A 12129-nucleotide genomic window follows, 5' to 3' on the forward strand; every position below is an offset into this window, starting at 1 on the left:
AGAAGGCGCCATGACCGACCTGATCAACAACCTCTCGCTCGGCTTCGCAACGGCCGTATCGCTGCAGAACATCCTGTACGCATTCATCGGCTGCCTGCTAGGCACGCTGATCGGCGTGCTGCCCGGCATCGGCCCGACGGCCACCATCGCCATGCTGCTGCCCGCCACCTATGCGCTGCCGCCGGTGGCGGCGCTGATCATGCTCGCCGGCATCTACTACGGCTCGCAGTACGGCGGCTCGACCACCGCGATCCTGGTGAACCTGCCGGGCGAATCGTCTTCCGTGGTCACTGTGATCGACGGCCATCAGATGGCCAAGCAGGGCAGGGGAGGGCCGGCGCTTGCCGCGGCCGGCCTGGGGTCGTTCTTCGCAGGCTGCGTGGGCACTCTGATCCTGGCCGCATTCGCGCCTCCGCTGACGGAGATCGCCTTCAAGTTCGGCCCGGCCGAATACTTCTCGCTGATGATCCTGGGCCTCATCGGCGCCGTGGTGCTGGCCTCGGGCTCGCTGCTCAAGGCGATCTGCATGATCATGGTGGGTCTGCTGCTCGGACTGGTGGGCACCGACGTCAACTCCGGCGTTGCGCGCTACAGCTTCGACATCCCCGAACTCACGGACGGCCTGGGGTTCATCGCCATCGCGATGGGCGTGTTCGGCTACGGCGAGATCATCGCCAACCTGGCCAGGCCGGAGGACGAACGGGAGGTGTTCACGGCGAAGGTCTCGGGCCTGATGCCGACGAAGGAAGACTTCCGGCGCATGCTCCCCGCGGTGCTGCGCGGCACGGCGCTGGGCTCCTCCCTGGGCATCCTGCCAGGCGGCGGTGCGCTGCTGTCGGCCTTCGCCGCGTATACGCTGGAGAAGAAGATCAAGCTCAAGCCGGGCGAGGTCACCTTCGGCAAAGGCAACATCCGCGGCGTTGCGGGCCCTGAAGCCGCCAACAACGCGGGCGCGCAGACTTCGTTCATTCCGATGCTCACGCTGGGCATTCCGCCCAATCCGGTGATGGCGTTGATGGTCGGTGCGATGACCATCCACAACATCCAGCCCGGCCCGCAGGTCATGACCAGCAATCCGGAGCTCTTCTGGGGCCTGATCGCCTCGATGTGGATCGGCAACCTGATGCTGGTGATCCTGAACCTGCCGCTCATCGGGCTGTGGATCAAGCTGCTGACGATTCCCTACCGGTGGCTGTTCCCGGCCATCGTGCTGTTCTGCGCCATCGGCGTCTACTCGACCAACAACAACGTCTTCGACATCTGGCTGGTCGCGATCTTCGGCGTGGTGGGCTACACCTTCATCAAGCTGGGCTGCGAGCCGGCGCCATTGCTGCTGGGGCTGATCCTCGGGCCGATGATGGAGGAGAACCTGCGCCGCGCACTGCTGCTGTCGCGCGGCGACTGGAGCGTGTTCGTGTCGCGGCCGATCTCGGCGGGCCTGCTGGTCGCCGCGCTCATCCTGCTGCTGATCGTGCTGCTGCCGTCCATACGCTCCAAGCGCGAGGAGGCTTTCGTCGAGGAGGGCGGCTGAGGCGGAGGCCGCCTTCGACCACGCCGGGAGGCGGGCAGTCGTTGCGGGCTGGATTCCGGCGGCACTGAGGTTTGGGTGCTGCTCGGATAGAGTGCCGGGAATCCCTCGAAACTCTGCTCGCGCGTCCTTGAACTCCATCAGCTTCTCCCGCACCCGCTTCGACGCCGCCATCGTCGACCTCGACGGCACCATGGTCGGCACGCTGGGCGACTTCGCCGCCTCGCTCAACCGCATGCTCGACGATCTCTCGCTGCCGCACGTGGCGCCTTCCGCCATCGAGACGATGGTGGGCAAGGGCTCGGAGCACCTGATCCATTCCGCGCTCGTGCACGTGATGGGGCCGGCCGTCGCCGATGCCGCGGAGGCCGACGCGAAGGCGCGTGCGCTGTTCGACCGGGCCTGGGAGCGTTACCAGCATCACTACCTCGCCATCAACGGGCGGCATTCGGCGGTGTACCCCGGCGTGATCGAAGGGCTGAAAGCGCTGCGCGCACAGGGCCTGAGGCTGGCGTGCCTCACCAACAAGCCGACCTCGTTCGCCAAGCCGCTGCTGGCCGACAAGGGGCTCGACGGCTTCTTCGAGCTTGTGTTCGGCGGCGACGCCTTCGAGCGCAAGAAGCCCGATCCGCTGCCGCTCTTGAAGACCTGCGAGGCGATGGGCACGGCACCTGAGCGCACGCTGATGGTCGGCGACTCGAGCAACGACGCGCGCGCCGCGCGTGCGGCGGGTTGTCCCGTGGTGCTGGTGACCTACGGCTACAACCACGGCGAGCCGGTGCGCGGCGTGGATGCCGACGGTTTCGTCGATTCGCTGGCCGAGTTGGCGCCGGCCGCCGCGCGGTAGCAGCACCAGCTACTGCTTGCCGAGCAGCGCGTCCTTCAGCTTCCAGTCGGCCGGGTTCGGGCCCAGCCAGATGCGCAACAGCGCGTTGAAGAAGGCCTGCTCCTTGATCGGATCGGGCTGGGGCACGCCGCGCACGGTGATCAGCGTGCCTGTGCCGGGCAGCCAGTCGATGGTGAAGGTGTCGCCGGTCTTCAACTGTTTCTGGTCGGCGAACATCTGGCCCATGCGCAGCAGGCCCGGAATGAGGTTGACCATCTCGCTCTTGGGCGAGTTGTCTTCCACGCCCTTGGTGAAGAGCTTGCCGAGCTCGTTCGCGTCGATGTCGCGCAGCATCGTGATGGCCACGCGCTTGGGTCCGGGCGCGGCCAGTGCTTCCTCGGGCGTCGACACCTTCTTGCCCACGTAGAGGCCGGCCGCGTAGACCTTGAAGATGGCCTTGTAGCGGATGCCCGCGCCATTGAGCACGAGGGGCGCGCCACGCAGATCCATCTGGTCTTCAAGCTTGACGCCACCTACGTCGACCTGTGCGGCCGGCACACCGAGGCTGGCGGCGGCGAGGCAGGCGGCCAGGACGAGGCGAGGGAACACGGTCGTGAGCGGAAGGGCGGTCAACGCTGTCTCCTTGGAAATTTGCGAACGATCGTTCGAATGTATCTTTTTGTTCTACTCCTTCGGCTTCGGGGGAACCCTGAAAGCCACCGCCGATGCGCCCGGTTGCACGCTCGGGCGTTTTCGTGGGCTAAACTCCGCAGCTCATATGTTCGTTCATCACGTCATTCAAACAGGTGAAGGCAGCCGGGGAGCCTGGCCCTGGCGTCGCCATACTTCGCTGACTGTTTGATTGCGCGGCGCACGCCGTGCGCCCGCGGTTCCGGACCGGCACGCTCGCCGGCACCGGGCCAGCCCGTGAATGACCTTGCCGTCGGCCGAAGGAGCGCCGCAGGCAACTGGAGAACGAATCCGTGATCACCGAACTTGAATTCAAGAGCCTCAGCGCCCAGGGCTACAACCGCATTCCGCTGATGGCCGAGGCCTTCGCCGACCTCGAGACTCCTCTTTCCCTCTACCTCAAGCTGGCCCATTCGCAAGGTGGCGGCAAGCACAGCTTCCTGCTCGAATCGGTGGTGGGCGGCGAGCGCTTCGGGCGCTACAGCTTCATCGGGCTGCCGGCGCGCACGCTGCTGCGCGCCAGCGGCTTCGGCGCCGAAGCCGTCACCGAGGTGGTGACCGACGGGCAGGTGGTCGAGACCGTCCGCGGCAACCCGCTCGACTTCGTGGCCGAGTACCAGAAGCGCTTCAAGGTGGCGCTGCGGCCGGGCCTGCCGCGTTTCTGCGGCGGCCTTGCCGGCTACTTCGGCTACGACACCGTGCGCCACATCGAGCGCAAGCTCGAGAAGAGCTGCCCGCCCGACGCGCTGGGCTGCCCCGACATCCTGCTGCTGCAGTGCGAGGAACTGGCGGTCATCGACAACCTCTCGGGCAAGCTGTACCTCATCGTCTATGCCGATCCGAAGCAGCCCGAGGCCTATGCGGTGGGCAAGCGCCGCCTGCGCGAGCTGAAGGAAAAGCTCAAGTATTCGGTGAGCGCGCCCATCGTGAAGCCGACGCAGCCGCATCCACCCGAGCGCAGCTTTGCCAAGGCCGACTACCTCGCGGCCGTGGAGCGTGCCAAGGAAATGATCGCCGCCGGCGACTTCATGCAGGTGCAGGTGGGCCAGCGCATCAGCAAGCGCTACACGGAGTCGCCGCTGTCGCTGTACCGCGCGCTGCGCTCGCTGAACCCGTCGCCCTACATGTACTACTACAACCTCGGCGACTTCCACGTGGTGGGCGCGTCGCCCGAGATCCTGGTGCGCCAGGAGAACACCGGCGAGGGCGAGCAGAAGATCACCATCCGCCCGCTGGCCGGCACCCGCCCGCGCGGCGCGTCGCTGGAGCTCGATAAGGCGGCCGAGGTGGAGCTCATCAACGACCCGAAGGAACGCGCCGAGCACGTGATGCTGATCGACCTCGCGCGCAACGACATCGGCCGCATCGCCAAGACCGGCACCGTGAAGGTGACCGAGGCCTTCGCGGTAGAACGCTACAGCCACGTGATGCACATCGTGAGCAACGTCGAAGGCACGCTGAAGGACGGCATGACCGCCATCGACGTGCTCAAGGCCACCTTCCCGGCCGGCACACTGACCGGCGCGCCGAAGGTGCATGCGATGGAGCTCATCGACGAGCTGGAGCCCACCAAGCGCGGCCTGTACGGCGGCGCTTGCGGCTACATCAGCTACGCGGGCGACATGGACGTGGCCATCGCGATCCGCACCGGCATCGTGAAGGACCAGATGCTGCACGTGCAGGCCGCGGCCGGCGTGGTGGCCGACTCGGTGCCCGAGCTGGAGTGGAAGGAAACCGAGGCCAAGGCTCGGGCGCTGCTGCGGGCGGCGGAACTGGTCGAGGAGGGGTTGGAATGAGTGGCGTGGGATACGGGCAGCCGAACGCAGAGGGCGCGAAGGTTTCGCAGAGGTCGCAGAAGGAACCGCCAGGTTTTGAAAATGACTGTTCGCACGATGTCATCGGCGCGGCGGTCGAGGTTCAACGTGTGCTTGGCACGGGGCTTCTGGAAAGCGCCTATGCGGCTGCGATGGCGATCGAACTGCATGAGCGCGAGTTGGCGTTCGAACGCGAAGTCCCGATCGAGGCGGTCTACAAGGGGCGCCCGCTGGGCATCGCATACCGCGCAGACTTCGTGATCGAGGGCAGCGTGCTGCTCGAACTCAAGGCCATGGATGCCGTCAGCGAGGCGCATCGTGCGCAGTTGCTGTCGTATCTGCGCGTCTCCGGCATGAAGCTGGGCCTGCTGATCAACTTCCATACCTTCCCCGTCGTCAAGGGAATCCATCGGGTGGTGAACAAGCTATGAAGACCTTCTTTTTGAATTCCTTCTGCGATTTCTGCGAAACCTTCGCGACTTCTGCGTTCGGAAGTCCGGATTCGGAGGGCCTCGAAAAATGAAGCTCCTGATGATCGACAACTACGACAGCTTCACCTACAACATCGTCCAGTACTTCGGCGAACTGGGTGCGGACGTGCAGGTGCATCGCAACGACGAGATCACGGTCGAGCAGATCGGCGAGCTGATCGCTTCGGGCGTGACGCGGCTGGTGGTGTCGCCGGGGCCTTGCTCGCCGGCGGAGGCGGGCGTGTCGGTGGCGGCCATCGAGGCCTTCGCGGGCAAGCTGCCCATCCTGGGGGTGTGCCTGGGGCACCAGGCCATCGGCGCGGCCTTCGGCGGCAAGATCGTGCGCGCGCAGCAGCTCATGCACGGCAAGACCAGCGAGATCACGACCACGCAGGAAGGCGTGTTCGCAGGGCTGCCCCAGAGGTTCGTCGTCAACCGCTACCACTCGCTTTCCATCGAGCGCGAGAGCTGCCCGAAGGCGCTGGCTGTCACCGCCTGGACCGACGACGGCGAGATCATGGGCGTGCGTCACACCGGCTTCGCGCACGATGTGCGCATCGAGGGCGTGCAGTTCCATCCGGAATCGATCTTGACGGAGCACGGTCACGCCATGCTCAAGAACTTTCTGGATTGACCACCACCATGACCACCGATCGCACTTCCTTCGTCGACCTTCGCAGCGACACCGTCACCCAACCCACGCCCGCGATGCGCGAAGCCATGATGGCGGCGCCCTTGGGCGACGACGTCTTCGGTACCGATCCGAGCGTAAATGCGCTGCAGGAAAAGATCGCGGCCATGCTGGGTTTCGAGGCGGCGCTGTTCGTGCCCACCGGCACGCAGAGCAATCTGTGCGCGATCCTGTCGCACTGCGGCCGCGGCGACGAGTACATCGTCGGCCAGCAGGCGCATTGCTACCGCTGGGAAGGCGGTGGCGCGGCGGTGTTCGGCAGCGTGCAGCCGCAACCGCTCGACCACGCGCCTGACGGCACGCTGCCGCTCGCGCAGATCGAGGCGGCCATCAAGCCCGACGACGCGCACTTCGCTCGCACGCGGCTGCTGGCGCTGGAGAACACGCTGGGCGGCAAGCTGCTGCCATTCGAATACGTGCAGGCGGCGACCGATCTCGCGAAGAGCAAGGGACTGCAGCGGCACCTGGACGGTGCGCGGCTCTTCAACGCCGCGACCGCGCAGGCCGCGCTGAACAAGGGCGGCGACATCCGGGCCGAAGCCCGCCGCATTGCGCAGTGCTTCGACAGCGTGTCGGTGTGCTTCAGCAAGGGGCTTGGTGCGCCGATCGGCTCGGCGCTGGTCGGTTCGCGCGAGTTCATCGCCCGCGCGCACCGCATCCGAAAGATGGCTGGCGGCGGCATGCGGCAGGCCGGCCTGCTGGCCGCGGCGGCGTCGCATGCGCTCGACCACCATGTCGACCGCCTTGCTGACGACCACGCGCTGGCACAGCGCCTGGCGCAGGGGCTCGAAGGCATCGAGGGGCTGAAGGTGGAGGCACCGCACACGAACATCGTGTTCGTTGATCTCACCGGTGCTGCGCAGGCGCGCTCTTCGGAGCTGCTGGCGAGCCTCAATTCGCAGGGCATTCTTGCGACGGGCCTCTACCGGCTGCGCTTCGTGACGCACCTCGATGTCGACGCCGCCGGCGTGGACCGGGCCGTTGCCGCGATCCGCGCCTTCTTCGCCAAACCCTGAAAACGGCGAGAACGCGATGCCCGATCTTCCGCATCTGCTCGCATTCATCGCCGCCGGCTGGCTGCTGAACCTCACGCCGGGGCCCGACGTGCTGTACGTGGTCACGAATTCGCTGCGTTCGGGCGCGCGCGCCGGCATCGTGGCCGGGCTGGGCATCACGACAGGGTGCTTCGTGCACATCTTCGCTGCCGCCGTCGGCGTGGGCACGCTGATGGCGACTTCCGCCGGGGCCTTCACCGTGCTCAAGTACATCGGCGCGGCCTACCTGCTGTACCTTGGCGTGCGCATGCTGATGTCGCGCGCCACGCCGCCCGCCGATCTCGACGCTGCCGCCGCGGCGGTGAGCGGGGAGCGCAGCCTCAAGGCGATCTTCGTGGGCGGCTTCTGGACCAACGTGCTCAACCCGAAGGTCGCGCTGTTCTTCCTGGCCTTCGTGCCGCAGTTCATTGCGCCGGGCACCGGCAACACGGCGCTGGCCTTCGTGCTGCTGGGCGTGCTGTTCAATCTCAACGCCGTTCCCGTCAACGTGGGATGGGCGCTGGCGGCGGGCTGGATGGCGCGCCGCAGCGCTGTGCGCAAGGGCATGCACTGGCTCGACCGCGCCGCCGGCGTGCTGTTCATCGGCTTCGGCCTCAAGCTCGCGTTCACCGACGCGCCCGCCGCCGTTCGCGTCGGCCGCTGATTCTTTTCGAGGAGACTTTCCATGATCACCCCCCAGGAAGCGCTGCAGCGCACCATCGAGCACCGCGAGGTCTTCCACGACGAGATGCTGCACATCGTGCGCCTCATTATGAGCGGCGAGTGCTCGCCCGTGATGATGGCGGCGCTGATCACCGGCCTGCGTGTGAAGAAGGAAACCATCGGCGAGATCACCGCCGCCGCGCAGGTGATGCGCGAGGTGTCGACCAAGGTGCCGGTGAAGGACACGACGAACCTCGTGGACATCGTGGGCACGGGCGGCGACGGCTCGCACACCTTCAACATCTCGACCTGCTCGATGTTCGTGGCCGCCGCCGCGGGCGCCAAGGTGAGCAAGCACGGCGGGCGCAGCGTGTCGAGCAAGTCGGGCAGCGCCGACGTGCTGGAGTCGCTGGGGGTGAACATCAACCTCAAGCCCGAGCAGATCGCGCGCTCCATCGAGGAGTGCGGAATCGGCTTCATGTTCGCGCCGAACCATCATCCGGCGATGAAGAACGTCGCGCCGGTTCGCAAGGAGCTGGGCATCAAGACCATCTTCAATATCCTCGGGCCGCTGACCAACCCGGCCGGCGCTCCGAACATCCTGATGGGCGTTTTCCACCCCGACCTCGTGGGCATCCAGGTGCGTGCGCTGCAGCGGCTCGGTGCCGAACATGCGGTGGTGGTCTACGGGCGCGACGGCATGGACGAGATCTCGCTCGGCGCGGCGACCATGGTGGGCGAGCTGAAGGATGGCGAGATCCGCGAATACGAGCTGCATCCCGAGGACTTCGGCTTCCAGATGTCGAGCAACCGCGCGCTGCGCGTGGAAACGCCTGAACAGTCGAAGGCGATGCTGCTGGCCGTGCTCGACAATCAGGCCGGCCCGGCGCTAGACATCGTGCTGCTGAACGCCGGAGCGGCGCTTTACGCGGCGAACGTGGTCGACTCGGTGCAGGCGGGCGTGGAGCGCTCGCGCGCTGCCATCGCCTCGGGCGCGGCAAAGGCCAAGCTGGCGGAGCTGGTCAAGGCCTCCTCGACCGTCTGAGCTTCAAGAGAACAGGAAACCCAGAAGTCATGTCCGACATCCTCGACAAGATCGTTGCCGTCAAGCGCCAGGAAGTGGCCGCGGCACTGAAGCGCACGCCGCTCGAAGCCGTGCGCTTCGACGCCGAGAGCCGCGTGCTGACGCGCGACTTCGAAGGCGCGCTGCGAGCCAAGATCGCGGCAGGCCAAGCCGCGGTGATCGCCGAAGTCAAGAAGGCCAGCCCGAGCAAGGGTGTGCTGCGCGCGGACTTCATTCCGGCCGACATCGCGCAAAGCTACGCCGAGGGCGATGGCGAGGTCAGCGCGGCCTGCCTCTCGGTGCTGACCGACAAGCAGTTCTTCCAGGGCGGCGTGGACTATCTCAAGCAGGCGCGCGCCTCGTGCGAGCTGCCGGTGCTGCGCAAGGATTTCATCGTCGATGCGTACCAGGTGTACGAGTCGCGCGCGATAGGTGCCGACGCGATCCTGCTGATTGCCGCCTGCCTCGACGACGCGCAGATGAAGGACTACGAAGCCATCGCGCGCGGGCTGGGCATGGCGGTGTTGGTGGAGGTGCACGACGCGGCCGAGCTGGACCGCGCGCTCGGGCTGAAGACGGCGCTGATCGGGATCAACAACCGCAATCTGCGCAACTTCGAGGTGTCGATACAGGCGACCATCGATCTGCTGCCGAAGCTGCCCGCCGATCGCCTGCCGGTGACTGAGTCGGGCATCGGCACGCGCGAGGACGTGGCCACCTTGCGCGCGGCCGGCGTCAACGCCTTCCTGGTCGGCGAGGCTTTCATGCGCGCCAAGGAACCCGGCGAGGCCCTCGCTGCATTGTTCAAATGAGCCGGCCCGATCAGCTGTCGAGCAGCAATCCGGCCGACTGGCCGGTGGCCCCGGGCTGGCAGCCGCTGGTCGACGAGTTCTTCGGTAGTGCCGTGGGGCAGAAGCTGCAAGACTTCCTGCGCGAGCGGCTTGACGCTGGCGCCGTGATCTTTCCGCCGCAGCCGTTGAGGGCGCTGGAACTCACGCCGCCGGAAGACGTGCGCGTGGTGATCCTGGGGCAGGACCCGTATCACGGGCGCGGCCAGGCCGAGGGACTTGCGTTTTCCGTGGCGCCCGGCGTGGCGCTGCCGCCGTCGCTGCGCAACATCTTCAAGGAATTGCAGCGCGACCTGGGGGCTGCGCCGCCGCCGTTTCCGAATCCGGGCGGCAGCCTGGTGAAGTGGGCCACGCATGGCGTGCTGCTGCTGAACACCTGCCTGACGGTCGAGGAGGCCCAGCCGGCCAGCCATTCCGGGCGTGGCTGGGAGGTGCTGACGGATGCCGTCATTCGGCATGTTTCAAACGGCGCCAAACCTGTTGTTTTTATGCTGTGGGGTTCGCATGCTCAGAGTAAGCGGGCGTTGATCGACGTTGGGCGCCATAAGGTGCTGATGTCGAATCATCCGTCGCCTCTTTCGGCTCAACGGCCGCCCGTGCCGTTCATCGGCTGCGGTCATTTCGGCGAAGCGCGCGCCTGGCGGGAGGCGCAGCGGTCGGAGGGGTGAAAACTTAGGCGATAATCGTGGGCTAACGCCTCGAGCGGTTTTCCTGCATCTTTGTTGATGCATGGGGTTCCGGGTAGTCACAAAACCGTGCTATATTTCGAGGTTCGCCGGAGAGGTGGCCGAGTGGTTAATGGCAGCAGACTGTAAATCTGCCCTCTTACGAGTACGCTGGTTCGAATCCAGCCCTCTCCACCAGCGATGAATTTGGTTTCTAAGAGCGTTTGGATTTCGCGCTTTGGGTGCCTCGAGTGCTCCTGATGCGGGAGTAGTTCAATGGTAGAACCCCAGCCTTCCAAGCTGATGACGCGGGTTCGATTCCCGTCTCCCGCTCCAGAGACCCGGTTCGGCGCCGGAAGCGAATGGTTAGATAAAGCCCTTTTGGCTCAGTGGTAGAGCACTCCCTTGGTAAGGGAGAGGTCGCGGGTCCGATTCCCGCAAAGGGCACCAGTTTTTGGGGGTTGCAAAAGCTGCATTGCAACCCATCTGCATACGTTGGAAACGTTTTTTTCGGAGTCGAAAAATGGCAAAAGGTAAATTCACCCGCACCAAGCCGCACGTGAACGTGGGCACGATCGGTCACGTCGACCACGGCAAGACCACGCTGACGGCTGCGATCGCAACGGTGCTGTCGTCGAAGTTCGGCGGCGAAGCCAAGGCCTACGACCAGATCGACGCTGCGCCTGAAGAAAAGGCACGCGGCATCACGATCAACACCGCGCACGTCGAATACGAAACGGCCAACCGCCACTACGCACACGTCGACTGCCCCGGCCACGCCGACTACGTGAAGAACATGATCACCGGCGCCGCCCAGATGGACGGCGCCATCCTGGTGTGCTCGGCCGCCGACGGCCCGATGCCCCAGACTCGTGAACACATCCTGCTGGCTCGCCAGGTGGGCGTGGGCTACATCATCGTGTTCCTGAACAAGTGCGACATGGTCGACGACAAGGAACTGCTCGAGCTGGTCGAGATGGAAGTCCGCGAACTCCTCGATAAGTACGAATTCCCCGGCGACGACACCCCCATCATCCACGGCTCGGCCAAGCTGGCCCTGGAAGGCGACAAGGGCGAGCTCGGCGAAGGCTCGATCATGAAGCTGGCCGAAGCCCTGGACACTTACATCCCGACGCCCGAGCGCGCCGTGGACGGCACGTTCCTGATGCCCGTGGAAGACGTGTTCTCGATCTCGGGTCGCGGCACGGTGGTGACCGGCGCCGTCGAGCGCGGCGTGATCAAGGTCGGTGAAGAAATCGAAATCGTGGGCATCCGCCCGACGGTCAAGACCACCTGCACCGGCGTGGAAATGTTCCGCAAGCTGCTGGACCAGGGTCAAGCCGGCGACAACGTGGGCGTGCTGCTGCGCGGCACGAAGCGCGAAGAAGTCGAGCGCGGCCAGGTGCTGTGCAAGCCCGGCTCGATCAAGCCGCACACGCACTTCACCGCCGAGGTGTACGTTCTGTCGAAGGACGAAGGCGGCCGTCACACGCCGTTCTTCAACAACTACCGTCCGCAGTTCTACTTCCGCACGACGGACGTGACCGGTGCGATCGAGCTGCCCAAGGACAAGGAAATGGTCATGCCCGGCGACAACGTCAGCATCACCGTGAAGCTGATCGCCCCGATCGCCATGGAAGAAGGCCTGCGCTTCGCCATCCGCGAAGGCGGCCGCACCGTGGGTTCGGGCGTCGTGGCGAAGATTCTCGACCTGTAATACAGCGGGCGCGAAGAGTACCGGAGGGGTATAGCTCAATTGGCAGAGCGTCGGTCTCCAAAACCGAAGGTTGTAGGTTCGATTCCTACTGCCCCTGCCACTTAAGGTGGCACTCCGAAA

General features: G+C 65.6%; 12 protein-coding genes and 4 tRNA genes. 15 read left to right on the forward strand and 1 reads right to left on the reverse strand.

What is annotated here, in order from left to right; all coding sequences use genetic code 11:
• Positions 1-10 precede the first annotated feature (10 nt).
• Both ABL844_RS03610 and gph read left to right on the forward strand, forming a co-directional pair.
• Positions 11-1531, forward strand: coding sequence for a tripartite tricarboxylate transporter permease (locus tag ABL844_RS03610; RefSeq protein WP_126025758.1), 1521 nt, complete (start codon positions 11-13; stop codon positions 1529-1531).
• A 190-nt stretch (positions 1532-1721) separates the two neighbouring features.
• Positions 1722-2375, forward strand: a complete 654-nt coding sequence (gph, locus tag ABL844_RS03615; protein WP_418131874.1) for a phosphoglycolate phosphatase — start codon at positions 1722-1724, stop codon at positions 2373-2375.
• 9 nt (positions 2376-2384) lie between these two features.
• On the opposite strand, the gene ABL844_RS03620 is transcribed toward gph, so the two are convergent.
• Positions 2385-2987, reverse strand: coding sequence for a chalcone isomerase family protein (locus tag ABL844_RS03620; protein WP_418118986.1), 603 nt, complete (start codon positions 2985-2987; stop codon positions 2385-2387).
• Positions 2988-3337: 350 nt separating this feature from the next.
• On the opposite strand from ABL844_RS03620, the gene trpE reads away from it, so the two are divergent.
• The 13 genes from trpE to ABL844_RS03685 all read left to right on the forward strand — a co-directional run bounded on the left by trpE (position 3338) and on the right by ABL844_RS03685 (position 12109).
• On the forward strand, positions 3338-4840 hold the full coding sequence (gene trpE / locus ABL844_RS03625) for an anthranilate synthase component I (RefSeq protein WP_418118987.1): 1503 nt from the start codon (positions 3338-3340) through the stop codon (positions 4838-4840).
• Positions 4837-5289 carry a GxxExxY protein gene (locus ABL844_RS03630; protein WP_418130505.1) on the forward strand — a complete coding sequence of 151 codons (453 nt, stop codon included), beginning with the start codon at positions 4837-4839 and terminating at the stop codon, positions 5287-5289. The genes trpE and ABL844_RS03630 overlap by 4 nt, the downstream gene beginning before the upstream one ends.
• Positions 5290-5377: 88 nt before the next feature.
• On the forward strand, positions 5378-5962 hold the full coding sequence (locus tag ABL844_RS03635) for an aminodeoxychorismate/anthranilate synthase component II (RefSeq protein ID WP_093208994.1): 585 nt from the start codon (positions 5378-5380) through the stop codon (positions 5960-5962).
• An 8-nt stretch (positions 5963-5970) separates the two neighbouring features.
• Positions 5971-7035 carry a low-specificity L-threonine aldolase gene (gene ltaE / locus ABL844_RS03640; RefSeq protein WP_418130506.1) on the forward strand — a complete coding sequence of 355 codons (1065 nt, stop codon included), beginning with the start codon at positions 5971-5973 and terminating at the stop codon, positions 7033-7035.
• A gap of 16 nt (positions 7036-7051) precedes the next feature.
• Complete coding sequence (locus ABL844_RS03645; protein WP_418130507.1) at positions 7052-7717, forward strand: LysE family translocator; 666 nt, start codon at positions 7052-7054, stop codon at positions 7715-7717.
• A 21-nt stretch (positions 7718-7738) separates the two neighbouring features.
• Complete coding sequence (gene trpD / locus ABL844_RS03650; RefSeq protein ID WP_126025765.1) at positions 7739-8761, forward strand: anthranilate phosphoribosyltransferase; 1023 nt, start codon at positions 7739-7741, stop codon at positions 8759-8761.
• Between the two features lie 29 nt (positions 8762-8790).
• Positions 8791-9591 carry an indole-3-glycerol phosphate synthase TrpC gene (gene trpC / locus ABL844_RS03655; protein ID WP_418130508.1) on the forward strand — a complete coding sequence of 267 codons (801 nt, stop codon included), beginning with the start codon at positions 8791-8793 and terminating at the stop codon, positions 9589-9591.
• Complete coding sequence (locus ABL844_RS03660) at positions 9588-10295, forward strand: uracil-DNA glycosylase (protein ID WP_418130509.1); 708 nt, start codon at positions 9588-9590, stop codon at positions 10293-10295. Before trpC ends, ABL844_RS03660 begins: the two co-directional genes overlap by 4 nt.
• A 109-nt stretch (positions 10296-10404) precedes the next feature.
• Positions 10405-10490 (forward strand) — tRNA-Tyr (locus ABL844_RS03665).
• Positions 10491-10554: 64 nt separating this feature from the next.
• Positions 10555-10628 (forward strand) — tRNA-Gly (locus tag ABL844_RS03670).
• A gap of 39 nt (positions 10629-10667) precedes the next feature.
• Positions 10668-10742 (forward strand) — tRNA-Thr (locus ABL844_RS03675).
• A 73-nt stretch (positions 10743-10815) separates the two neighbouring features.
• A complete protein-coding gene (gene tuf / locus ABL844_RS03680; protein ID WP_093210122.1) occupies positions 10816-12009 on the forward strand; it encodes an elongation factor Tu in 1194 nt (397 codons plus the stop codon).
• A gap of 24 nt (positions 12010-12033) precedes the next feature.
• Positions 12034-12109, forward strand: a tRNA-Trp gene (locus tag ABL844_RS03685).
• Positions 12110-12129: the final 20 nt, after the last annotated feature.

The organism is Variovorax sp. 278MFTsu5.1 (genome assembly GCF_048305045.1).
GTDB classification, from domain to species: Bacteria; Pseudomonadota; Gammaproteobacteria; order Burkholderiales; family Burkholderiaceae_C; genus Variovorax; species Variovorax guangxiensis.

Excerpts from the sequence above, each read along its gene's own strand:
- ABL844_RS03635 (WP_093208994.1), top strand. The coding sequence starts at position 5,378 with ATGAAGCTCCTGATGATCGACAACTACGACAGCTTCACCTACAACATC.
- tuf (WP_093210122.1), top strand. The coding sequence starts at position 10,816 with ATGGCAAAAGGTAAATTCACCCGCACCAAGCCGCACGTGAACGTGGGC.
- ABL844_RS03660 (WP_418130509.1), top strand. The coding sequence starts at position 9,588 with ATGAGCCGGCCCGATCAGCTGTCGAGCAGCAATCCGGCCGACTGGCCG.
- gph (WP_418131874.1), top strand. The coding sequence starts at position 1,722 with ATGGTCGGCACGCTGGGCGACTTCGCCGCCTCGCTCAACCGCATGCTC.
- ltaE (WP_418130506.1), top strand. The coding sequence starts at position 5,971 with ATGACCACCGATCGCACTTCCTTCGTCGACCTTCGCAGCGACACCGTC.
- ABL844_RS03610 (WP_126025758.1), top strand. The coding sequence starts at position 11 with ATGACCGACCTGATCAACAACCTCTCGCTCGGCTTCGCAACGGCCGTA.
- ABL844_RS03630 (WP_418130505.1), top strand. The coding sequence starts at position 4,837 with ATGAGTGGCGTGGGATACGGGCAGCCGAACGCAGAGGGCGCGAAGGTT.
- ABL844_RS03645 (WP_418130507.1), top strand. The coding sequence starts at position 7,052 with ATGCCCGATCTTCCGCATCTGCTCGCATTCATCGCCGCCGGCTGGCTG.
- trpC (WP_418130508.1), top strand. The coding sequence starts at position 8,791 with ATGTCCGACATCCTCGACAAGATCGTTGCCGTCAAGCGCCAGGAAGTG.
- trpD (WP_126025765.1), top strand. The coding sequence starts at position 7,739 with ATGATCACCCCCCAGGAAGCGCTGCAGCGCACCATCGAGCACCGCGAG.